24 protein-coding genes are annotated in these 21,180 nt (G+C 45.6%); 15 read left to right on the top strand and 9 right to left on the bottom strand.

The window, feature by feature from the left end; translation table 11 throughout:
- Window positions 1-45: 45 nt before the first annotated feature.
- Window positions 46-675 (top strand): response regulator transcription factor, encoded by a 630-nt coding sequence (locus tag QT973_RS03135; protein WP_333211441.1) that lies wholly within the window; start codon window positions 46-48, stop codon window positions 673-675.
- Between the two features lie 240 nt (window positions 676-915).
- Window positions 916-3,078 carry a flotillin family protein gene (locus tag QT973_RS03130; RefSeq protein WP_333390587.1) on the top strand — a complete coding sequence of 721 codons (2,163 nt, stop codon included), beginning with the start codon at window positions 916-918 and terminating at the stop codon, window positions 3,076-3,078.
- 90 nt (window positions 3,079-3,168) lie between these two features.
- Here the strand turns inward: QT973_RS03130 and QT973_RS03125 are convergent, their stop codons facing one another.
- Together QT973_RS03125 and QT973_RS03120 are read right to left on the bottom strand one after the other, a co-directional pair.
- Window positions 3,169-3,534 (bottom strand): DUF5615 family PIN-like protein, encoded by a 366-nt coding sequence (locus QT973_RS03125; RefSeq protein ID WP_333249118.1) that lies wholly within the window; start codon window positions 3,532-3,534, stop codon window positions 3,169-3,171.
- Window positions 3,531-3,830, bottom strand: coding sequence for a DUF433 domain-containing protein (locus QT973_RS03120; protein WP_333249121.1), 300 nt, complete (start codon window positions 3,828-3,830; stop codon window positions 3,531-3,533). The genes QT973_RS03125 and QT973_RS03120 overlap by 4 nt, the downstream gene beginning before the upstream one ends.
- A 120-nt stretch (window positions 3,831-3,950) precedes the next feature.
- Between QT973_RS03120 and QT973_RS03115 the strand changes: the two genes are divergently transcribed.
- Both QT973_RS03115 and QT973_RS03110 read left to right on the top strand, forming a co-directional pair.
- Complete coding sequence (locus tag QT973_RS03115; RefSeq protein ID WP_333211414.1) at window positions 3,951-4,169, top strand: hypothetical protein; 219 nt, start codon at window positions 3,951-3,953, stop codon at window positions 4,167-4,169.
- Window positions 4,170-4,171: 2 nt separating this feature from the next.
- Window positions 4,172-4,507, top strand: a complete 336-nt coding sequence (locus QT973_RS03110) for a type II toxin-antitoxin system PemK/MazF family toxin (protein ID WP_333339704.1) — start codon at window positions 4,172-4,174, stop codon at window positions 4,505-4,507.
- A 403-nt stretch (window positions 4,508-4,910) separates the two neighbouring features.
- Here the strand turns inward: QT973_RS03110 and QT973_RS03105 are convergent, their stop codons facing one another.
- Both QT973_RS03105 and QT973_RS03100 read right to left on the bottom strand, forming a co-directional pair.
- Window positions 4,911-6,209 (bottom strand): serine/threonine-protein kinase, encoded by a 1,299-nt coding sequence (locus tag QT973_RS03105; protein WP_333390583.1) that lies wholly within the window; start codon window positions 6,207-6,209, stop codon window positions 4,911-4,913.
- 445 nt (window positions 6,210-6,654) lie between these two features.
- On the bottom strand, window positions 6,655-6,834 hold the full coding sequence (locus tag QT973_RS03100) for a transcriptional regulator (protein WP_333233521.1): 180 nt from the start codon (window positions 6,832-6,834) through the stop codon (window positions 6,655-6,657).
- A 200-nt stretch (window positions 6,835-7,034) separates the two neighbouring features.
- On the opposite strand from QT973_RS03100, the gene QT973_RS03095 reads away from it, so the two are divergent.
- From QT973_RS03095 to QT973_RS03070, 6 genes are all read left to right on the top strand, one after another.
- Window positions 7,035-7,319 (top strand): DUF2470 domain-containing protein, encoded by a 285-nt coding sequence (locus QT973_RS03095; protein ID WP_333390580.1) that lies wholly within the window; start codon window positions 7,035-7,037, stop codon window positions 7,317-7,319.
- Window positions 7,320-7,508: 189 nt separating this feature from the next.
- On the top strand, window positions 7,509-9,146 hold the full coding sequence (locus QT973_RS03090) for an AAA family ATPase (RefSeq protein WP_333390578.1): 1,638 nt from the start codon (window positions 7,509-7,511) through the stop codon (window positions 9,144-9,146).
- A gap of 312 nt (window positions 9,147-9,458) precedes the next feature.
- Window positions 9,459-10,559 carry a DUF3616 domain-containing protein gene (locus tag QT973_RS03085; RefSeq protein WP_333262296.1) on the top strand — a complete coding sequence of 367 codons (1,101 nt, stop codon included), beginning with the start codon at window positions 9,459-9,461 and terminating at the stop codon, window positions 10,557-10,559.
- Between the two features lie 563 nt (window positions 10,560-11,122).
- On the top strand, window positions 11,123-12,154 hold the full coding sequence (locus QT973_RS03080) for a glycosyltransferase family 2 protein (RefSeq protein ID WP_333262294.1): 1,032 nt from the start codon (window positions 11,123-11,125) through the stop codon (window positions 12,152-12,154).
- A gap of 82 nt (window positions 12,155-12,236) precedes the next feature.
- Window positions 12,237-12,443: a hypothetical protein gene (locus tag QT973_RS03075; RefSeq protein ID WP_333390575.1), complete on the top strand. Its 207-nt coding sequence runs from the start codon at window positions 12,237-12,239 to the stop codon at window positions 12,441-12,443.
- 152 nt (window positions 12,444-12,595) lie between these two features.
- The gene (locus tag QT973_RS03070) at window positions 12,596-13,363 is read left to right on the top strand and encodes a DUF1350 family protein (protein WP_333390572.1); all 768 of its coding nucleotides are present in this window, start codon (window positions 12,596-12,598) and stop codon (window positions 13,361-13,363) included.
- A gap of 60 nt (window positions 13,364-13,423) precedes the next feature.
- On the opposite strand, the gene QT973_RS03065 is transcribed toward QT973_RS03070, so the two are convergent.
- On the bottom strand, window positions 13,424-13,894 hold the full coding sequence (locus QT973_RS03065; RefSeq protein WP_333390569.1) for an anti-sigma regulatory factor: 471 nt from the start codon (window positions 13,892-13,894) through the stop codon (window positions 13,424-13,426).
- 441 nt (window positions 13,895-14,335) lie between these two features.
- Between QT973_RS03065 and QT973_RS03060 the strand changes: the two genes are divergently transcribed.
- A complete protein-coding gene (locus QT973_RS03060; RefSeq protein WP_333390566.1) occupies window positions 14,336-15,472 on the top strand; it encodes a SpoIIE family protein phosphatase in 1,137 nt (378 codons plus the stop codon).
- A 56-nt stretch (window positions 15,473-15,528) separates the two neighbouring features.
- Here the strand turns inward: QT973_RS03060 and QT973_RS03055 are convergent, their stop codons facing one another.
- The 4 genes from QT973_RS03055 to QT973_RS03040 form a co-directional block, all read right to left on the bottom strand.
- Window positions 15,529-15,855: an STAS domain-containing protein gene (locus QT973_RS03055; RefSeq protein WP_041623653.1), complete on the bottom strand. Its 327-nt coding sequence runs from the start codon at window positions 15,853-15,855 to the stop codon at window positions 15,529-15,531.
- A gap of 240 nt (window positions 15,856-16,095) precedes the next feature.
- Complete coding sequence (locus QT973_RS03050; RefSeq protein ID WP_333056307.1) at window positions 16,096-16,728, bottom strand: helix-turn-helix domain-containing protein; 633 nt, start codon at window positions 16,726-16,728, stop codon at window positions 16,096-16,098.
- Window positions 16,729-17,153: 425 nt separating this feature from the next.
- Complete coding sequence (dps, locus tag QT973_RS03045; RefSeq protein ID WP_333056306.1) at window positions 17,154-17,702, bottom strand: DNA starvation/stationary phase protection protein Dps; 549 nt, start codon at window positions 17,700-17,702, stop codon at window positions 17,154-17,156.
- A 95-nt stretch (window positions 17,703-17,797) separates the two neighbouring features.
- Window positions 17,798-18,058: a sulfiredoxin gene (locus tag QT973_RS03040; RefSeq protein WP_332985662.1), complete on the bottom strand. Its 261-nt coding sequence runs from the start codon at window positions 18,056-18,058 to the stop codon at window positions 17,798-17,800.
- Between the two features lie 270 nt (window positions 18,059-18,328).
- Here QT973_RS03040 and QT973_RS03035 point away from each other — a divergent pair, with 270 nt between their 5' ends.
- The 4 genes from QT973_RS03035 to QT973_RS03020 all read left to right on the top strand — a co-directional run bounded on the left by QT973_RS03035 (window position 18,329) and on the right by QT973_RS03020 (window position 20,384).
- On the top strand, window positions 18,329-18,583 hold the full coding sequence (locus QT973_RS03035) for a hypothetical protein (RefSeq protein ID WP_333056305.1): 255 nt from the start codon (window positions 18,329-18,331) through the stop codon (window positions 18,581-18,583).
- 82 nt (window positions 18,584-18,665) lie between these two features.
- Entirely contained in the window at window positions 18,666-19,745 is a 1,080-nt protein-coding gene (locus tag QT973_RS03030; RefSeq protein ID WP_333233529.1) for an Hpt domain-containing protein, read from the top strand.
- A 5-nt stretch (window positions 19,746-19,750) separates the two neighbouring features.
- The gene (locus QT973_RS03025) at window positions 19,751-19,909 is read left to right on the top strand and encodes a hypothetical protein (protein ID WP_333056303.1); all 159 of its coding nucleotides are present in this window, start codon (window positions 19,751-19,753) and stop codon (window positions 19,907-19,909) included.
- Between the two features lie 10 nt (window positions 19,910-19,919).
- Window positions 19,920-20,384, top strand: coding sequence for a Fur family transcriptional regulator (locus tag QT973_RS03020; RefSeq protein WP_333056302.1), 465 nt, complete (start codon window positions 19,920-19,922; stop codon window positions 20,382-20,384).
- Window positions 20,385-21,180 lie beyond the last annotated feature (796 nt).

The raw sequence follows: 21,180 nt of genomic DNA, 5'->3' as shown, positions 1-21,180 counted from the left end.
AGTGAGAAATTCAGTTTTTTTAATAAGATTAACAGGGTAAACATGATTAACCAATCAAATATTATTCGCGTTTTAATTGCCGACGATCATTATATTGTGCGGCAAGGTTTAGTGGCGCTGCTGAATCAGGAATCAGATGTTAAAGTTGTGGCGCAAGCAAGCAACGGGCAGGAAGCATTAACAATGTTCCGCGAATATCAGCCCGATGTCACCCTTATGGATATGCGGATGCCCCAAATGGATGGAGTCGCCGCCATTGCTGCGATTTGTGCGGAGTTTTCCAGCGCCCGGATTGTGGTGCTGACGACTTATGACGGCGATGAAAACATCTATCGCGGATTGCAAGCTGGCGCTAAGGGCTATCTGCTTAAGGATGCGGAACCAGAGGAACTTTTAGCAGCAATTCGGACTGTTTTTGAGGGTAAAAAGTACATTCCGCTGGCAGTGGGTGTTAAGTTAGCCGATCGCCTGAGTGGGCCTGAATTGAGCGATCGCGAATTAGAAGTCATCCGCCTCATAGTCGCTGGTAAAAGCAACAGCCAGATTAGTGAAGTTTTGCACATCAGCGAAAGCACCGTCAAGTTTCACATCAACAATATTTTGAGCAAAATGGGAGTTAGCGATCGCACGCAGGCCGCGATTTCCGCCTTAAAACGGGGGATTGTCAGCCTGTAGTTTAATGAGCAGTATTTTTTTTACTGACAAATATAGGAATCCTAAATCATTTGTGAATTTCTTACTCCCTCCCCTTGATAAGGGGAGGGTTGGGGTGGGGTAAACATTTTACGACTCCTGCAAGGATTGCTATATGACTATTATGACGGCAAATAATGATAAGACCTTAAGTTTTACGCCAAAACTTTTTAGTAAGGCTAAGCTGGAACTCCTAGGATAAATTAGCCCTGCTAAAAAAAAATGCTTTATTCATTTTTGTCCAAATCTCAAGTCAAAATCCGCGTTTTAAAACAGTTTGCAGCCGCTGTTTCGGCGTCTTTAGCACTTAGTGCAACAACCAGTTTGAAACCCTCGCCGGTATTAGCAGCTAGCAATATCCCCCTCGCAAATGGAACCTCGATTCAGTTAGTCGCAAAACCTGATTCTAGCCTGCAGTTAGGGCAGTTGCGTACCACTGTTCCCGTGCAGACAATGCAGCTCGATCCGGGCGGATTTATCCCGATCGCGATCGGCGGTATGATAATTATTCTAGTGCTGCCATTATTTTTTGGCGGATTGGTAGTAATTGGCGATCGCGAAGTTGGCATTGTCAGTAAAAAGTTTAGCTTCGGCGGCAAGTCTTTACCGCCCGGAGATTTAATTGCCTTAAACGGAGAAGCGGGATATCAAGCTGATACTTTGCCCCCCGGTTGGCACTGGGGTTATTGGCCTTTGCAGTACAACGTTCGCAAAGAGTCTCTAACTGTAGTTCCCCAAGGTGAAATTGCCCTGATTATCGCAGCAGGTGGTAAGTCAATTCCACCGCAGCGCATCCTCGGCAAAATCACAGAATGTGACAATTTTCAAGATGCTCGCCAATTCCTCAAAGGCGGCGGCGAAAAAGGTAGACAACTCGGCATTTTGACTGGCGGTAGCTATCGAATTAATACAGCATTATTTACAGTAATTACAGCGGCAAATGCTGCCAAACACGGGATGACAGCCGAACAATTAAAGCTGTACAGAATTGCCCCTGATAAAGTGGGAATTGTCACAACTTTTGACGGCGTTCCGATTCAAGATGGCGAAATTGCTGGCCCAATTATTCCGAATCACGACAACTTCCAAAACGCGCAAAAATTTATCACCGCCGGCGGGCGGCGCGGTTTGCAGGAACAGGTTTTGCTTTCCGGTTCGTGGAACTTAAATCCTTGGTTTGTCGGGGTTGACCAAGTGGCGATGACCGAAATCCCGATCGGCTATGTCGGCGCGGTTATTTCCTATGTCGGCCAAACCTCGGAAGATGTGAGCGGCGCTGCTTTCACTCACGGAAATTTAGTAAATGTCGGCAATAAAGGGGTTTGGGTAACTCCCCTTTATCCGGGGAAACATCCGCTGAATACTCGCATTTTGAAAGTAGAGTTAGTGCCGACTACTAATATAGTATTGAACTGGTCAGGAAAAACAGAAAGGCACAGTTACGATTCTCAACTTTCGTCTTTAACCGTGCGTTCTCAAGACGGTTTTGCCTTTGATTTAGAAGTAGCTCAGATTATTCACGTTGGAGCCTTGGATGCTCCCAAAGTGATTTCTCGCGTCGGTTCGATGCAGAATTTAGTAGACCACGTTTTGCAGCCGACAATTGGGAATTATTTCCGCAATTCGGCTCAAGCTTATTCTGTATTAGATTTTCTCTCGGCAAGAAGCGGCAGACAAGCGGAAGCCGCCGAGTATATCAAAGCAGCTTTGCGTACCTACGACGTGCAAGCAATTGATACTTTGATCGGGGATATTTTGCCGCCTGCAGAGTTGATGCAAACTCAAACAGATCGCAAAATTGCTGAAGAACAGTGCAAGACTTATGAGGTGCAGCAATTAGCACAAACTCAGCGGCAACAATTGGTGCGGGAAACGGCGCTGGCTGAGATTCAACAAGAGATGGTGAAATCGGAACAAGGCGTGAAGATTTCTGAGTTGAAAGCGAATTCTCAGGTGAAACAAGCTCAAGGCGAAGCTGAGTCGATTCGGGTGAAAGGAAATGCTCAAGCTGAAGCTTATCGCGCGGGTGTTGTAGCTTTGGGAGGTTCGGGTTATACGGCTTTGCAGTTAATGCAAATTATAGGCGATCGCAACGTGCGAGTTGTGCCGGATGTTGCGGTAACAGGCAACGGTAGCGGTGGCGGTTTGGTTGATGGTTTGCTGGGAATGATGATGTGGAATCAAACGGGCAAAAATGGAGAAAATGGCGGGGAGTTACCTGTAGTTAATCTACAGAAATCGGAACCTGCCGCCAAGTTATCAGTAGCCCAGGCGAATTCTGTTAAGCCGCCGGCATCTCGCGCTAATCCCCCCGTTGCGAATGCTGAGGCTGATAGTGATTCGCGGTTTGATGAATTGCCGTTTGACGATCGATCTTTTAGTTAGGCTGTGCAGTTTGTAGTCACAAACCAGAATACTCACAACCCCGACTTCTTGGAGAAGTCGGGATTCTAATTATCTCGATCGATAATATCTTTACTCTTCACTCCAAGCACTGATAAACTCTATTTGATTTTGCATTTCTGCCGCTGATTTGGCAGAAATTAGACTCAAAAGGCGACGCATTTGTTCTCCCACTGAATAATTTTGCTGTCCTAAAATAATTCCTGCATGAGAATCTCCTCTTTCTAGCCAATTGGTATGGATTCTATAAAAATCCCTAATGTTGAAACTATAAATTACCCTTTGATTAGTAAAAGCCCAAATTAATTGCTCTTCATCGCTGCGAGATAACATCCCTGTTTCGGAAACTGTAATGACATCTACACCACGACTTTGTAAAGCTTGCAATAGTTTTTTACTTCGTGAATCTTCATCTAAGTAAAGACGAATTTGGCTCATGCTTTCTTCTGCATTTTTAGCCGATTTAATGCTGCCAAACGTTCATATTCAGCTTGTTCAGCCGCTAAATCTGCTTCTATTTCTGCTCGATTTGCGTGATAATAAGTCAGTGCAGCATAAACCTGCGCTAAGGTGAGATGATCCAGATCCGCTGCTATTTCCTCAGCACTATTACCTTGTTTGTATAAGACTACGATTCGCTGCACCGATGTGGCAGTACCTGCAATAATAGGGATGCCACCGCGAAGGTGCGGATCGCGGATAATTAAAGTGCCAATATCAGTTAAAGTTGGCATAGGTGAATATGGGGTTAAAAATTAGAACTTAATTATAGCATAATTTTATTAAATTTTTGAGCTATAATCAAATCAACCTGTCCTAAGTGTTCCACAAGATAAGAAGCAAGAGGATTTGCTATGTTAACTACTGTTCGAGAAGTTTACGATCGCGTTCTGTCTACCCTTTCACCAAAGGATAGACTGCGCTTGGCAACTCTTATTCTCAACGATTTGGTGCAGCAAAATCAGTCGGTTGTCGATGAAAGCGAGACTTGGACTGAGGAAGATAAACTCGATGTGACGGCATTTTCTTTGCAGTACGCGGCAACCATTTTTTCTGAAAATGAGGAGATGTAATAGTGTCTTTTAATCCTGGTGATGTGGTGACAGTAGATTTTCCTGGTGTCACTGGCATTAAACGTCGTCCGGCTGTAATTCTATCATCAGTTATCTATAACACAACCCGCCGCGATGTAATAGCTGGACTCCTTACTACACAGACCACTGCTTTAGGTTTAACTGATTATATACTCCAAGATTGGGCTGCAGCAGGTTTACGAGTCGCTTCAGTTTTTCGCAGTTTTATTGTCACTCTACCCCCATCTTCCAACTTAGTTCTAATTGGTCATCTGTCGGAACGTGACTGGAAGGAGGTTCGTGCTTGCTTGAAATTAGCTCTTGCGGATTTGGAATGATATAGTTGTTACTGTTTGACTAAGAAGTGTTCGATAAAATCCTCTTTAGAGTAGATTAAGCTGTCGCGCATTTAAATTGTAGATTGAGGGCGGGCGGGACGCCCACCCTACAAGACTTTAAAATTTATTGACATACCATTTAAATGCAGAACAGCTTAGGACTTACACACTGACCAAATAAACCGGGTTTTTACGGAATCTGCTGGCTACAACCAAATATTTCGTAAAAAACCAGGTTTCTGAACCCCAAACAGTCTGTGTTGGCCAATTGCTATGACCCGAATTTCGCGAGTCTATTGCTTGAAGAGTGATATCAAGGTGTAACAGATATTGAAATGACTAAAAGCAGATAATTTCGTAAACAAAGGTTCGAGAAAAAAGACTTGACAAAGGGCTGAAATCGCTATAGGTTACAGCTTACAGCTCTTGATGCGAGAGAAGAACACCAAACCACCCACCCAACCCCCCCACCACCACCCACAGGGAGGTGGCCTGCAGGTGCTTGCTTATTCCAGGTTAGGTTACTTTTGTCCAACCACTGTCCTCCTTTACTCCAACCGACACGATCGCCCAGCTTGCATTGAGTCTCATAATCAACTTTACCGCCAACTTCCAACCAGATTTTTTTCTGGACGCTAAAGCCAAAACGACCCTGACTGTATTTTACCCACAATTGGTCGATCGTCCGCAAATCATCGCAAGGAAAATTCTCGATCGATTCCTTATCAAAATAGCCTTCCTTCTCCCGTCTAGCAGCTTTTAGCATCACCTTGAGTGTTTCCCCATCCGCCTCTTTCCACTTCCCCGCCGCCAATAAATCCCGGAGACGAGTATAGTCAACACCCCGCGCCGATTTAAGCTGTACCGAAACACTGGCAATCGTTTGTGGAATCGGTTCCCGTAAATAACTCAACCAATCTTGCATCGACTGCGGCCGCTTTTCTGCTTCGGATGCCATCCCTTTTTCTATTGCTAAACTCACCCAATCCTTCACCCCAAAATCTTTCGCAGGTGGCAATGCTTCATTTCTAAAATGCCGGTTGAGGGAAGCTGTTGGTACTTTTCCAGTTACCGCATAATATAAAGATGCAGCCAAAGTATAAATATCAACCGTTGGTTTGCCACTACCTTCGATATGCTGTTCCCAAGGAGCAAAAGCAGGGTTATGAGGATGTCTGCTACTAATAATAGTTGGCATTAATTCACTTGCCAGACCAAAATCAATTAACACTGCTTGCCCGTTGGGACGCAACATAATATTACCCGGATGGGCATCTCGATGGACAATTCCTGCTTGGTGAACATCACTTAATGCTTCTCCAATTTGGCGGATAATTGCCACTGCTTCTGTATCAGGGAGTCGCCCCCGTTGCCGTACTGTATCAAATAAACTTTGACCGACGATTAAATCCCTTACCAAACAGTGAAGGCCTTTTTCCTCAAACAAATCGCTAATGCGGACAATTCCAGGGTGCGCGTTTTGGCAAAATTTTGCTAAGATTTGCCCTTCGCGGATAAATCTGCGAACAAAGTTGGCGTATTCCGGGTCATTTTGCAAACTCAGATTCGGTGTTTTGAGGACAATTTGATAGTTAAGTTGCAAGTGTGTGGCCTTGTAAGTCATGCCAAATCCCCCCATTCCCAGGATGGTGTCAATGCGGAAAGGGCGAGTTTTGAGGATTTGTCCGGGTGTCCACAGCATGGCAGGTTGTTTAAATTCTATTTAGTTGCTAATTATGATAAACTGTCTCGCCTTTAAGAAACAATGAAAAGGAAGCATTCTCAGGATTTAGGCACTCCGATTCAAGAAACCGGGTTTTTAGAGAATCTCTCGGTGACAATGCGTGTTATCGTAAAAACCGGGTTTCTGGACTAAAGTCCTTACTACAAACAAAAATATGTTTCTCAATTCAAGTAGTTGTTTTAACTGGATGCACTGGAAAGAAAACAGCCGGCGAGACACTGAAAAACTCTGCAAGTTTTTGTATGTGTTCAGTTGTAAGTTTACGCTTTTCATGGAGGATATCTGAGACAATTGACTCGGTTTTAAAAATAGGAACTAGGTCTTTTTGTCTCAGGTCAAATTCTTCGATTAAAGCTTTTAACAGTTCTATCCCATAAATGTCAGGTATGGGTTCTCAAGTTTGCTAGTATTCATAAACGAGAGTTCCAAGTACGTTTAGATAGTCGCGTTCGTCGGGAGTCAGTTCGCCTTTATCCAACAAAGAGTCGATTGCTTCTTGAGTTGCCATTAACTCCTCCTCAGCACTTATGGGTCGCGGCGGAAATGTTTTGAGTAGTTCGATATAAGCGCTAGATTTTTTCATGTGATTATGCACTATTAAGAAAGTAATATTTTATCATTATAGTTGAAAGATGGCATTTTTAAAACCGCAGATTAACGCCGATTTACGCGGATAGAATTTAGTTATTTATCCCTCATAACTCTTGAGGCAATTGATCGCGGTTGAAAACTTTGTACCGATCGCAGTACAATCGATCGATATTGCATCTGAGGAATCTCCCCATGTCAGAACAGTTTTCCACTGAGATTAGCGATCGCATCTGCACTCACATGAACGAAGACCACGCTAGTGCTGTAGTGCTATATGCTCAAGCATTTGGCGGCAAACCGGAGGCGACAGAAGCTCAAATGCTCGCTATTGATGCCAACGGCATGGATTTAACCGCTAAAGTCAACGACGAAACAGTGCCCGTCAGAGTAAATTTCGATCGCACTTTAAAAGACGCCGAAGATGCTCACCATACTCTGATTGAAATGGTGAAACAAGCTCGAAAAGCTGCTAAGTAGCCAACGGCTCACGATTCTGTTATAATTTTAACGTTCGCAGTACGGACTTTAGTCCGGCTAAATAGTTGTTAAGGACTAAAGTCCTTACTACTAACCTTTAGTTCGGTTAAATCCTTTTTAAGGACTAAAGTCCTAACTGCAAACAAAATATTTAATAAGGTTGAATATATATTTAAGATATCCAATAAAATGACAGAAAATTACCCAAACCCCAAAGAATTAGATGTCGTCAAGGGCAGTAAAAATAACCATTTCGAGGCACTGGTAAAACGACTAGATTTGATGATTCGCGCCCGCTATTCCCTGCTGTACATTGTCGGCGCGGAGGAGGAACCAGTCGAAGCCGTAATTGGCCAAGTAGCGCTGCAAGTAACTCCCGCGCGCCGGGTGTTGTTCTGGGATCTTGTGCGGGGCTGGGAGGATAACGGTTCTGGGAAAGGTTCGGTAATGGCGGCGCTCGATCGCGTCAGCAAAACTGCTGTTGAAGAATATACCATATTTGTACTGCGGGATTTGCACCCTATTTTGAAATATCCCTACACCGAAAAAAATGCGGCGGTAGTGCGGGAATTGCGGAATTTAACGCGGGAATTGAAGCGTAGCAAAAAAACTATAGTTCTTACTTCTCACACCCTGGAATTGCCGGAGGAATTGAAAGAAGAAGTCACAGTAATTGATTTTCCTTTGCCCAACGTCCAAGAAATCGACAGTTTAATTTCCCACGTTGTGGAAAAACCGCAACAGTTGCAAGTTAGCGGTTTAGCAAGGGAACAATTGGTTAAAGCTTGTCAGGGTTTGAGTCGCGCTAGAATCGGGCGGGTTTTGGCTAAAGCTTTGGCCGCCAAACAGCAAATTAACGAGTCAGATATTGACGGAGTTTTGGAGGAAAAACAACAAGCAATTCGCCAAACGGGAATTTTGGAGTTTTTCAACTCCAGAGAATCCCTAAAAAGTGTGGGCGGGTTGGAGAATTTGAAACAGTGGGTAAAGATGCGGCAAGATGCTTTTACTGATGAAGCGCGTCGCTACGGTATACCGAATCCGAAAGGAGTTTTGTTAGTAGGAATTCAAGGAACGGGCAAATCTTTATCGGCGAAAACAATAGCCTCAGAATGGCGTTTGCCACTGTTGCGATTGGATACTGGAAGATTGTTTGGCGGCGTGGTCGGGGAAAGCGAAAGTCGCGTCAGGCAAATGATACAATTAGCAGAGGCGATCGCACCTTGCGTTTTGTGGATCGATGAAATAGATAAAGCCTTCGGCAACATTATCAGCGGCAGCGACGGCGATTCGGGAACTTCGCGCCGGGTATTCGGCAGTTTGATTACTTGGATGCAGGAAAAAACCAGTCCGGTGTTTATCGTCGCAACTGCAAATAACGTGCGGATTTTGCCGGCAGAGTTGCTGAGAAAGGGCAGGTTTGATGAAATTTTCTTTTTGAATTTGCCCTCAGAATCGGAACGGCAAGATATCTTTAAAGTGCATTTGCAGCGTTTGCGGCCAACTAGATTGCGCGAGTTTGATTTGGGAGTTTTGGCGAAACGCGCTGAGAATTTTAGCGGTGCAGAAATTGAACAAGTCGTAATAGATGGATTGTATCGAGCCTTTGGCACTTTTGTCAACGGACAGCGCCGGGATTTGATGACCGAGGATATTTTAAGGTCGATCGAGGATACAGTACCTTTAGCTGCGATCGCGCGATCGCAAATTGAAGATTTGAAGCGGTGGGCGGCGGAAGCGGGCGCGAGAACAGCTTCTAACGATACTCACTTAATTGATGAATTGAAACGCTACAGCCAGCGGCGAAGAGATGCCATCGACAATTAACTTAATTTCTAGGCTGCCTCAGTTCATATCTAATTTATTCTGGGAAAATTTATAGCCACCGCCTTGGCGGTTACGACGGTATCGATTCCTGAAACCCTTGCTCTGATTACCTCTGCCTGCAGCTTCCCGCTATACATCTGACGCACCTTCCTAATCCCATCGTGCGTCAGTTGATGCCTGATTAATTCTCCCAAATATCTCCCGTTATGACGCACCCTACTACTATAGCTATTACACCTGTGGCAAGATATCAATTTTAAGCATATTTAGCTATAATGACTGACCATAACAATAGTTTTAGTGCTAATAATTATGCCAGAATCTTTTTTGCTCGGTCGGCTGCTGCTGCAATTCACCAGCGAAGCCGCGGATATCATTACAGACTTATCCGCTGTTGCTTTAACTCCAGACGGCCATTTGTGGCTGGGTTCCGATGAAACGACTTCGATCGAGCGTTTGTCGCCTGTCGCCCCTCATATTTTTGGAGAACATCAAAAATTTGCGATCGCAGATTTTATAGATTTATCTGGAGAATCTGAAATCGATATTGAAGGAATTGATTTCAGCAACGATTATCTTTGGGTAGTCGGTTCTCACAGCACCAAACGCAAGAAAGCTAAAGGCAAAGACCCCGGTAAAGACATTGAAAGATTAGCAGAAATCGTCACAGAAGTCAACCGCTATTTACTGGCGCGCATTCCTATGAAAGACGGGATTTTGTGCGAGTCAATTCCCGATTCAGACAATCCCGAAATTCAGCAGACAGTGGGATGCCTGCAGCGGACAGAAACAGGCAATTTGCTGACAGACGCGCTCAAAGATGACACCCACCTCGGTCTATATTTATCTGTGCCGATTCCGAGTAAAGAAAATGGCTTTGATATTGAAGGGTTGGCGGTGCGCGGAAATCGGATTTTTCTTGGTTTGCGGGGGCCGGTGCTGCGGGGTTGGGCGATAATTTTAGAGATAGAAGTTGAAGAGGCAGAACCGGGAGTTTTAAGGCTTAAGGCTATTGGGGAAGGAGAGAAATTGTACAAGAAACATTTTGTTGATTTGAACGGTTTGGGGGTGCGAGAATTGTGCTGGAATGGAGAAGATTTGATGGTTTTAGCCGGGCCGACGATGACTTTATCTGGGGCGATGAGGGTTTTTCGGTTAAAGGGAATTTTAGGGCGATCGGGCGACAGTATTACGGGGCAAGATGGGGGAGATTTGGAGGTATTGTTTGACTTGCCTTTTAAGGTGGGTACGGACAATGCTGAGGGATTGAGCCTGTTTCCCTATTTGGGAGGGCAGAATTCGCTGTTAGTGGTTTACGATTCGCCGGATGCGGGAAGAATGGTGGAGGAAAATGCTATTTTTGCTGATGTTTTTAAATTAGGTTCGTATAGCGATTCTCAAGGAATTGTGTAAGTGTTGTAGGGCCAAAACTCGCGCCCGGTTGCCCCGATCCTTGGGGGTAGGCATTCTTGGCACTACCCCTACATATTTGTACAACTGATTTAAGATTGCTGTAGTAAAGTTTCACACTCCTAAATTCCCGGTTTTGGCGGTCGAAAAAATATGATTAGCTATTAACAGAAATCGAACTGAGTCAGAAACCAATTTTTGTGTAGCTGCATACTTCTCAAACCAATGATTTTGGGTGATGCCGGGTTTTTCTGGGTAAGTCCTATTTAACAAAAAAAAAGATGCGATCGAATTTAGGACAACTCCAGTCCCCAGAAAAATCCCTCAATCCCTCGCACCCGTGGCTTTTGTGTCAAAAAAATTGGCCGCCAAATCATAGTCTGCACTCCGCCTGCTAAGGGCTGTTGCCTCCTTATGGTAGATAACACTGACGTGGTAAACCTGTTATATTGGCAGTATGTAGGCAAGTTTCCTGACTACAGGTACTTGCACGTAAAGGAGTCAGAGTGTCTGCTTCGAGACTATACTTCGGCGAATAACTACCAAACCACACCTTAATGCAAGTTATGAACAGCCAAAAAGTCAGCGTCATCATTCCTGCATTCAATGCTGCCGACACTCTGGCCGAGACAATTGCCTCCGTACTCAATGGTACCCACAAGAATTTAGAAATTTTAATTGTTGATGACTGCTCTACTGACGCTACTGACAAAGTTGCTGCTAAGCTGGTAGAGCAAGATTCGAGAATTCAATACTTCAGAAATCCCGAAAATTACGGGGTTTCTAAGTCGAGAAATTTAATGATGTATCGCGCCACAGGCGAGTATGTAGCGTTTATCGACAGCGACGATACCTGGGAACCCAATAAGTTAGAAGTTTGCCTGAAAATGCTCGCAGACAATCCCGAAGTCAAAGCTGTCGCTCACGCTTTGCGGTATTTAGACAAGCGTGGCAACAAGTTGAGTTATATTCCCACCTATCCTACAACTAAAGCAGAAATGCAGGCGATTAAGGAGACAGGCGAAAGTCCTTGGGTTTTCCCGTCTTCTGTTGTAGTCGATCGCTCTATTCTACTCCAAGAAGGCGGGTTTCCAGAAGATTGGGAGGTAGGAGAAGATACAGAATTATTTACTAAAGTTGCTCAAAAGTATGGCTTGCTAGCGGCGACAGAACCTTTGGGAAATTATCGAATTAGAGGGAACTCTCTCACAGATAAGCACTGGCTCAAAAAGCGCATAGCTTCTGATTGTGTCAAGGAAAACCAACTGCGGCGCTTGCGGGGAGAAAAAGAGTTATCACTCCACGAGTACGAAGAGTTATGTTTTAAGAATTTGCCGCTTTTGCAAAGGCTGAACAAATTTCGAGAAGTTTTGGCACTGCACTACATGAGAAAGCTGGGACAAAGTTGGTTAAATCGGGAGGTGTTGCCGACTATTGTTTACGGCATCGCTACCACAGTGCTCAATCCTCAAGCTACTGTCAACAAGTGGAAATGGATGAAGACTCACGAAAAGTTGAGTCATCAAACGGCAGAAGGTATTGGTCATTCGCCAGAATTAAACCCCCAGCGATCGTCTGAAATCGGGGGGCTGTCCTAAAGGATGTTATAGTTGTATAGCCGAATCGAAGCCGATCGCCCAGGGGCTGATTAATACGCGATATAGGGGTTTTGAGCCGTATTTGACTGTTAATATCCTGTCGGGTCAATTACCGGCAATACCAGCTACAGCGGCTTGCAGCCGTGGGATAGGACACGATATACAAATCTTTGAAAGCCGCCAGCCGATGTCAGCCTTGATTTATTGGGCCGCCAGCTTCAACCCTATACAGGGCGAAAATAGCAGCGATCGCCAGCCGTGCTATTTACCCCCACAACAGTTAGAATAAATAATGTATAAGTAAAAAAGAAAGTTTTTGGAATTTAAAAATGGGTAGCAAACCCCTTTTTGATGCAGAAAATAAAAGCAAAAATTTATCCAACATTCTGCCTTTTACCTTCAGAGAACGATCGCCTTTTTATTTATTATTAGATTGAATTTATGGACTGGCAAGAAATTTCAGGCAATTGGGTATTAATTCCTTCAAGACCGATCGCGATCGTACATTTTCTCGGCGGTGCATTTGTAGCGACAGCACCGCAGTTGACTTATCGCTGGCTGTTAGAGGCTTTGGGGAACCAAGGATATGTTGTAGTAGCAACGCCGTTTGTCAATACCTTGGATCATATTGCGATCGCCCGCGATGTCCTCAACAAATTTGAAAATGCCCTAGATCGCCTGCGGGCAACTAAATTGCTCAAATCTTCCTATCTCCCCATTTACGGTATGGGACACAGCATGGGATGCAAACTGCACTTGCTGATCGGTTCTGTGTTTGACGTAGAAAGGGCAGGCAATATTCTGATTTCTTTCAACAATTATGCGGCATCCGAAGCAATCCCGATCGTCGAGCAAATTTCCCCCGTCTTTAATGTCGAGTTTACCCCTTCCCCGCAAGAGACTAATCGCCTCGTCCAAAATAGCTATCAAATCCGGCGCAATCTTTTAGTCAAATTTAACGGCGACAACATCGACCAAACCCTGCTGTTGACCAAACTGCTAAAAGCACGATTTCCCGACATGATTACCGTTCAGACTCTAGCGGGCAACCATCAAACGCCCTTGGGGCAAGATGTTAGCTGGCCTGTGGGTCAAATTTTTACGCCGTTCGACGCGATCGGGCAGTGGGTAAAACAAGAAGTGTATCGAGAATTAAATCAATTAAAACGGACAATTCTGCTGTGGCTGAATCCTGCGTCCCGCGTTTAAAAGCTTCTAAAGGCTATTAACCCGAAAGTTCCTTCGGCAGTTGCCAACCACATATCAGCTTCATCGTTCGGCATTAAGACAGGGCGAATAATTTTTGACGATCGACAAACAGTTCCGTCCATCAGCCGTTCTCTCGTAACTAATAGTGTCTGCGATGTCTTTAATCAATTTTAGACCCCGCCCGCCCGGAGAGTGAATATCGACTTTTTCCGAAATATCTTTGATTTTTTTCTCTAAATCAAACGGATCGCCCGAGTCCCAAATTTTAATCTCTAAAGATTCAGCGAACACAGCCACCTGAATGTCAACAGGCAAATCCGCTGGTTTGCCCTTGTGGGCGTGACGCACCGCATTCGTAAAGCCCTCAGCCAAAGCCAACTGACACCGTATCCACACACTTGTAGGGATTCGCGAGTCGTACAATTGTGCAAACCACGACAAAACCCAGCTTAATCCATTCAGACCTGTATTGACTTGAAGATCCGCTTTTTTTAGCATCGGCAACTTTTCGGAACCCTTTAATTCAATCACGCTCACCACACAAGTTCTTCATCGGCCGGTGGGCAAAATACAACGAGACAAAATACAACCAGATAAAATACCACGAGACAAAGTATAACGGCGGCCAAATTGAATGGTTGTTTGAGGATACTAGCTTTGGTGGGCCGTCGATCGATGTTTAATCCACTAATCGGTTAGCCATTATACCATAAATAGCACTTCCATGTCAACCATCGCCTGTGGCAAATAAAAGTCTATAAAAATTTATATTCTGAGTATAAACTGAGTGAAGTTCGATCGCGCCAAATTTCTATCAAATTTTAACGTAAATTGAACTCAACGACCCGCCCTCAAAAGCAATTACCTCGAAAGCGATGTCAATCAACTATACTCAATCTCAGACAAGGGCGCTGACAGGATATATTTTAAATGACCCCCAGACCTTGAAAAACTTGTAGTACCTAAGTGCCCATGTTTCAAATTCTGGTTATTGACGATGATACGGCTGTTCAAGAACTGCTGAGAAGAACCCTGAAAAAACAGGGTTACGAAGTAACAGTAGCAAGCAATGGCGAAGACGGTGTAGCCCAGGCGCAAAAATTGCGTCCGGCCCTGATAATTTGCGATTGGATCATGCCGCGCTTGACCGGCATCGATGTCTGCCGTCGAGTCAAGGCAGATCCGGATCTGTCAACTACACAATTCTTTTTGTTGACTTCTTTGGGTTCGATCGCCGATCGAGTCAAAGGCCTCGACGCCGGTGCCGACGATTTTATCTCCAAGCCGATCGAACTCAACGAATTACAGGCGAGAGTACGCGCCGGATTGAGGCTGCACCAACTCAGCCGAGATTTGAAAATAGCCAAGCAAAATCTGGAAGCAGAGTTAGCCGAAGCCGCCGAGTACGTGCAATCGCTGCTGCCAGATCCGATGACGGAACCTTTCAGCATCGAAGCAAAATTCATTCCCTCCCGGCAGTTGGGGGGAGATTGCTTTGACTACAACTGGCTAGATGCCGATTATTTGGCGATTTACTTGCTCGACGTAGCCGGTCACGGTTTGCGGGCGGCGCTGCCTTCGGTGGCCGTGCTGAATTTGCTGCGATCGCGCACGCTCCCCAACATAGACTACTACAAACCCAGCGACGTGTTGCGCGCCCTGAACACCACCTTCCAGATGAGCTACCAAAATGACAAGTATTTCACCATCTGGTACGGCGTTTACAACCGCATTTCTCGCCAGCTAGTTTATGCCAGCGCCGGCCATCCACCGGCAGTGTTAATTTCCCAGTCCCCTGCGAGCACCGCTAAAATCCAGCGATTAAAAACCCCCGGAATGCCCGTCGGGATGTTCCCTGACGCCCCCTATGTCGATAATTGCTGCGATGTCGAGGATTTGAGCACTCTCTACATCTTTAGCGACGGGGTATACGAGATCCACCAACCTGACGGCAATATCTGGGGGCTTGACCCTTTCGTAGATTTGTTAGCAGCTTACAACGGTGCAAGTGCCGACCAGTTAGAGCTGGTTTTGAACTACATTCAAAAGTTGAACGCTAAAGCAGTTTTTGATGATGATTGGTCTTTACTCAAGGTAAACTTTGGCTAGCTGACTTCTTGCAGTGCATCTGCGACCAAATAGCAAGAAGACAGCAGCCCAAAGATTTAGTTAGTTGAGAGAATTTTGCTATTAAAAGCATCGCGGGTCTGAAATATCTCGAAAACTCGATCCATGCTGGTGAGTTCAAATAAAATGCGGATTTGCTCGTTGATAGAACAGACAACTAATTGACTCCCAGCGGCCCGGACTGTTTTGAGCGCCAATACTAAAGCGCCCAAACCAGAACTATCCATAAATGTCACATCAGTGAAGTCTATCAATACCACATCGGCTCCCGCTTCCACTAGGTCGCTAATCTCTTGGCGGAATTGACTTGCCTTGGTGCCGTCTAAAATGCCAGAGGGCTGAATAATTTTAACTACAGGACTCATATTTTGCGGTGGGAATATCAGAATTACTAGCCAGACTACGCTAGTATAGCTGCGAGATGGACTCCGATCCAAATAAGAGAGGGGGAAAGCGCCAGAGCCTGAGAGCGGGAGAATAGTTTTGAGGGCAATAGATGGTGCTCGTCGCGGATCGTAAGGTCGATCGCAGTGGCCGTGCTTCGCCGGGAGTGAATTTTGAGAGAGGGACAATCTTTGTTCTGCCGAAGGCCCTTCTGGTATTAATCAAACTCGGCTAACTTTGGCGCGGTAGAGCAGTTTTTCACCTTGTCTGTAGCCTGTGTAGCGGACTGTGACGGGTTCTCCGGGTTCGGCTGTTCCTTCCATTAGCTGGTGCTGTTGGGGGTTGTAGGGAATCTCGGCTCCGACTGGGGCGATCGACTCCACTCCCCAATGCTCTAATAACTGCTCGACTGGCCGCAGCAAGGGTAGTAGTTTCTGAGCCCGCAAGTTGTGATTTTCCTGAGCTTTGCTCGCAGCAGTCGGCCACTGCAACATCCAAGATTCTAAAATTTGCAGGCTAGATAGCTGGAATTCCTGCATCAAAGATTCTCGCTGCTGTTCGATCGAAGCTTGCAGGCGCTGATATTCTTGTTCTAGGGCTGTCGGTGGTGCCTGTTCTAACTCTACATAGTTTGGCGTCAAGGTTGCGAGCAGTTCGGTTAAGGAAATTTGCAAAGCTTGACTAATTTTGAGCAGGATGTCGGCTCTGGTTTGCAGGGCTAAACCGCGACGCAGGCGACTTAGCTGGATCTCGGAAACTCCTGCTTTTTGGCTGAGTTCTCGATCGCTCGAAAGCCCCGCCTGTTCCATCAGGCGTTGCAGTTGAAGAGCATAATCTGGAATATTGGCAGTCACGAAAAACTCATCCAAATTAACTATTAGCCGGGAAGTCCCTCGGTATATTTAGAGGGGATTAATCTGAGCACTCGGCCCCGTACCCCGTTGGGAATTACTCCTTGGGATGAAAGGCTCGTCGGGTTTCGGTACCGAAACCGACAATTATTCTTTTATACCCCAAGATGCTCTGGAAATACTCTGATACTATATTAGCAAGTGGAGGTGGAACTACCTCACTATAAAAAGCCTTTGAAAAAAAGGAACAAGAAGCCTGCGGTCTAACTGTACTCAGTTGACCGTCAGGTTTGTTCACTAAATGGACATATTCTCGATCCTAAGCTGTCAGGAGCCTTAAGGAAATACATCTGTGGGGCGGGCCCAACAGCCCGCCCCACAAGAGTTTGGCGATTTATGAAGATGCAAGTTCAATTATTGAAAGTGTGCTATTTGACGGCAACTTTTGCAGCGGCAGCTGTTGCAGTTGTCGCAGAACCTTGCAAATGCGCTTCTAGGAACCACAAACGCTTGTCAATTGTCCGCGAAATTTCGGTGTACAAATCCGCTGTATCGGCATCGCCGAGTTCGTCTGCTTTGTCGATGGCGACTCGCAGGTGTTGGGCGTAGGGTGCGTAGCGATCGGCTAAAGCCGTCACATATTCTTTCCCGTCTAAAATGTCGAAAGGAAATTCTGGCAAAATCGAATCAGCAGCGGCTGTGCGGGCTGTTCCTACAGCCAAACCGCCCAAAGCTGTGACTCGTTCTGCAACCGTATCAACGTATTCTTCGAGTTCTGTTGCCATTTCGTCAAATAGCAAGTGCAACTGATAGAAGTCCATGCCTTTGACGTTCCAGTGAGCTTGCTTGACTTGAGTTTTTAAGTCCAGAGTCGTTGCTAGCGTTGCGTTGAGCAGCCCGACTACTTGAGAGCGGGTGGCGGCTGACATATCGATGCGGGTGGGGTAAAGATGTTGTTTGTGGTTGTTGGTAGTCATAGGTTTTTAGCTTGTTATTAGTGATTGTCGATCGAATATATTAGAAAGCTTTGGGCGATCGAATATTTGCCTGTCATGAATTTCTGTTGAGAGGCTCAGGCTAAGTGCATCTGCAACACGGTACGGGGAGCTCGGCGTACATTACAGCGGATAGTTTCTAAACCGAGACGCTGGCAAGCTTCGTACCGATGGCAACCGGAAAATCCGTAATACTGACCATCTACTTCTAGCACGTCGATGGGTTCGTTTAAACCTACCTCGCGGATGGATTCCATAAGGGCGGCGACTTTGGTTTGGTCGTTGACTCGCGGCAGGGGGCGGCGAATCTGGTTGAGGGGAATTTCTTCTATCCTCATGGCGGCTCTCTTTTTTGCTTATGGTTAAATCATACTCGTTATGACTTCGTTTTGTCAATAAACATAAAGACTTACGCAAAAACATGGTTTCAGCTCCGAATATGGGGGTTAGAAAATCCCAACTACTGCTATCTGGCCCGGAACTCCCAGACAAATAGCTATGAATGGGCAACACTGAGCACAGGCAGGATTTTTCATGCCTTTCGATAGATCGATCGACCTCAACGTTCTAGGTACAGTGGGAGAAAAGATAAATTGTGGCTTGAAATTATGGCATCCTCCCAACCCCTCAAAGGCATTGAATTGATCGACTGCGCCAAAGCTAACGCCCAACAAGGAATCGCCACAGCCGCGAAGCTCTGCGGCTACGGAAGCGACCTCAACACCTTCGAGCGGGAACTGAAACAGGCTTGCCAAGACATCGGCGTCGAAGTCAAGGAGTTAAACGACTTGATTACGACTCAGCAGATGATGAAACAAGGAATGGGTATTGAAGTCGCTCCAGATACTCCCTCAGAACTCTAGGCTCAATCTCCACCGCAGCAGTTTGAGAGCTAAGATTGCCCTCACACCCGTATTTTGAGTCTGCTAGCTGAGGCAGGCTAGAATGTTTTGCATGGGAGCTTCCGACTTTTGGCAGGAGTCGTGTTTTCTCCCGCGAAGAGGGTGCTTTCTGGAGGGTGCACAGATTGTTAGGAGGACTGTCGTGTCAGATCAGCAAGACCGAATAATGCGTTTGTTTATAGAGGAGGCTAAGGAGCACCTCGATACTCTAGAAAATGGTTTAGTGGATTTGAAGTCCACGATGAAAGACCCCGAAAGCGTCCAAGAGATGTTTCGAGCTGCCCATTCGGTAAAAGGAGGGGCGGCTATGCTTGGCTTAGATAGTATTAAAACAACCGCTCACCGCTTGGAAGATTGTTTTAAGGTGCTCAAGGACGGGCCAGTTAAGCAGGTTGACCAAACGGCAGAATCCCTATTTTTAAAGGGAGTTGATACGCTTAAGGACTTGCTGGGGCGACTGGAGGGGCCTTTCGGCTTGAGGAATGAGGAGGGAGAAAAACTCGTGCAGCAGGTGATGCCTGTTTTTGCTCAACTCGAAACTCACCTCGATAAATTGGCGTCGGGTAAAGTGCAGGTGGTTGCTGCTGGGTCTGGTACGCCCGCCGCTCCAACAGCGGGCGCTGTGCCGCCAAATTTTGCTGTTGAAGTGATGACTTTACTCAAAGAAATGTTGCAGGTGTTCAAGCAGAAAGAATCGGCTGCTAGTCGCTCTGAGTTGACGGCTGTGTGCGTTCGCCTCTATAAGTTGGGAGGTAAAATAGAGACTTGGCAAAATTTAGTAAAAACAGCTAGAGCAGCGATCGTTAATCCCAAAAACTCTTATAAAGTCTTAGCTCCGTTGATTATCAAAGAACTCAAGGAAGCTGGCGATTTAGTACAAGTGGGGAAAGTTAAGACGATCGTTCCGAGTAAAAATTTGCTACTTTTGGCAGCAAGCCCAAAACCAGCCCCAGCAGCCCCAGCAGCCCCAGCAGCCCCAGCAGCCCCAGCCTCCGCGTCGAAGCAAGTCGCACTTCCCGCCGAACCGAAGGCGGTAGTCAAGCTTTTGCTCAAAACTTTCAACAAAAAGCAACTTTCGGAAATCGCCAAGTTACTGGTTAACGCCATCAAATCCTCGAACTAGGATGTGTGGCAGTAGAAGATAGAGTTGAGCAGCAACTCGAAAAAATTCACTCATTCGAGATTTTTGCCCTCTACCTTCTACTGTTGGGCAACCCTGCGTTAGAATTAGTGAATATATCGGCGTGCAATATTGTACCAGAATTAAAAATCGAGCAGGCTTTATAAGGCGGTAGCTGTGAAACCAATTAGTTCATTAGAAGATGCTTTAAACCGCTGTCAGGCGATGGGAATGCGCTTGAGCCGCCAGCGTCGATTTATTCTAGAACTTTTGTGGGAGGCAAAAGAACACCTCTCTGCTCGCGAAATCTACGATCGCCTCAACAAACAAGCTCATTCGATCGGGCATACTTCTGTTTATCAAAATCTAGAAGCTTTGTCGAAAGCAGGGATTATTGAGTGCATAGAACGCTCGGAGGGACGCTTGTACGGCAATGTCAGCGATTCTCACTCTCATGTCAATTGTCTTGATACGGCTCAGATTCTCGACGTTCATGTGGAATTGCCGATCGACTTGATCGAGCAAATTCAAGAGCAAACGGGTGTCAAAATAGTAGACTACCGGATAGATTTCTACGGATACCGATCGGCCGAGTCCGCCACCCAAGCATCGAGTGTCAGCGATACGTCAAAGGCTTCGTAACGGATAAAGCAGCGGCTGTTGGAAGCAAAGCCGATATTTGTACTGAGCCGATCGGTGGTATAAAATGATTTAAGTATTTAGCTGGGTTCGATCGGGCTTTTTGCCGTCGCCAGCCGGAATTCGGCACAGTAGAAAAAAAATGAAAACAGAAAAATGAAACTCGATCGGCAAGTTTGGCGATCGGGAATAAAATTTACGACTAAGGATCGCGAATTAAATAACTTACAATTTTAATTGTTATTGTGGGACGCCCATCCCACAATCTTGTGGAAGTTATTTAATTCTCATTCCTAAACCCAAAAAATCAGTTCTACCGGCTACACGTAAAAGTGTAAACCAAATCCGGCTGTAGTCCCCCCTTGATTTTTTAATCGGCTTGGAGGAGACGAAAGTTTGTGTATTTGCGGTTTCAACCGCTGAGTCTGATAAGGAAATTTCTGATCCGGATTTAATATTAGACCTGAGTTGAATCCCTCCCCCAATTCATCTGTGGAGTCAAATCTAAAATCTAAAATCTAAAATCTAAAATCTAAAATTATTGCTGGGCGGTTTCAACCGCTGAGTCTGATAAGGAAATTTCTGACCCGGATTTAATATGAGAGCTTAGTTGAATCCCTCCCACAATTCATGTGCAGAGTCAATTCTAAAATCTAAAATCTAAAATCTAAAATCTAAAATTATTGCTGGGCGGTTTAAACTGCTGAGTCTGGTCAGGAAAATTCTGACCCGGATTTAATATGAGAGCTTAGTTGAATCCCTCCCACAATTCATGTGCAGAGTCAATTCTAAAATCTAA

It is taken from the genome of Microcoleus sp. Z1_A1, from assembly GCF_036700305.1.
Taxonomy (GTDB): Bacteria; Cyanobacteriota; Cyanobacteriia; order Cyanobacteriales; family Microcoleaceae; genus Microcoleus.
This window is presented reverse-complemented; position numbering and strand designations above follow the sequence as displayed.

What these genes read in the sequence shown, in the direction of transcription:
- QT973_RS03055 (WP_041623653.1), bottom strand. Translation starts at nt 15,855, where the DNA reads ATGAGTCCTGTAGTTAAAATTATTCAGCCCTCTGGCATTTTAGACGGC.
- QT973_RS03030 (WP_333233529.1), top strand. Translation starts at nt 18,666, where the DNA reads ATGTTTTGCATGGGAGCTTCCGACTTTTGGCAGGAGTCGTGTTTTCTC.
- QT973_RS03040 (WP_332985662.1), bottom strand. Translation starts at nt 18,058, where the DNA reads ATGAGGATAGAAGAAATTCCCCTCAACCAGATTCGCCGCCCCCTGCCG.
- QT973_RS03120 (WP_333249121.1), bottom strand. Translation starts at nt 3,830, where the DNA reads ATGCCAACTTTAACTGATATTGGCACTTTAATTATCCGCGATCCGCAC.
- QT973_RS03035 (WP_333056305.1), top strand. Translation starts at nt 18,329, where the DNA reads ATGGCATCCTCCCAACCCCTCAAAGGCATTGAATTGATCGACTGCGCC.
- QT973_RS03125 (WP_333249118.1), bottom strand. Translation starts at nt 3,534, where the DNA reads ATGAGCCAAATTCGTCTTTACTTAGATGAAGATTCACGAAGTAAAAAA.
- QT973_RS03085 (WP_333262296.1), top strand. Translation starts at nt 9,459, where the DNA reads ATGCCAGAATCTTTTTTGCTCGGTCGGCTGCTGCTGCAATTCACCAGC.
- dps (WP_333056306.1), bottom strand. Translation starts at nt 17,702, where the DNA reads ATGACTACCAACAACCACAAACAACATCTTTACCCCACCCGCATCGAT.
- QT973_RS03130 (WP_333390587.1), top strand. Translation starts at nt 916, where the DNA reads ATGCTTTATTCATTTTTGTCCAAATCTCAAGTCAAAATCCGCGTTTTA.
- QT973_RS03090 (WP_333390578.1), top strand. Translation starts at nt 7,509, where the DNA reads ATGACAGAAAATTACCCAAACCCCAAAGAATTAGATGTCGTCAAGGGC.
- QT973_RS03115 (WP_333211414.1), top strand. Translation starts at nt 3,951, where the DNA reads ATGTTAACTACTGTTCGAGAAGTTTACGATCGCGTTCTGTCTACCCTT.
- QT973_RS03080 (WP_333262294.1), top strand. Translation starts at nt 11,123, where the DNA reads ATGAACAGCCAAAAAGTCAGCGTCATCATTCCTGCATTCAATGCTGCC.
- QT973_RS03100 (WP_333233521.1), bottom strand. Translation starts at nt 6,834, where the DNA reads ATGAAAAAATCTAGCGCTTATATCGAACTACTCAAAACATTTCCGCCG.
- QT973_RS03060 (WP_333390566.1), top strand. Translation starts at nt 14,336, where the DNA reads ATGTTTCAAATTCTGGTTATTGACGATGATACGGCTGTTCAAGAACTG.
- QT973_RS03105 (WP_333390583.1), bottom strand. Translation starts at nt 6,209, where the DNA reads ATGCTGTGGACACCCGGACAAATCCTCAAAACTCGCCCTTTCCGCATT.
- QT973_RS03070 (WP_333390572.1), top strand. Translation starts at nt 12,596, where the DNA reads ATGGACTGGCAAGAAATTTCAGGCAATTGGGTATTAATTCCTTCAAGA.
- QT973_RS03095 (WP_333390580.1), top strand. Translation starts at nt 7,035, where the DNA reads ATGTCAGAACAGTTTTCCACTGAGATTAGCGATCGCATCTGCACTCAC.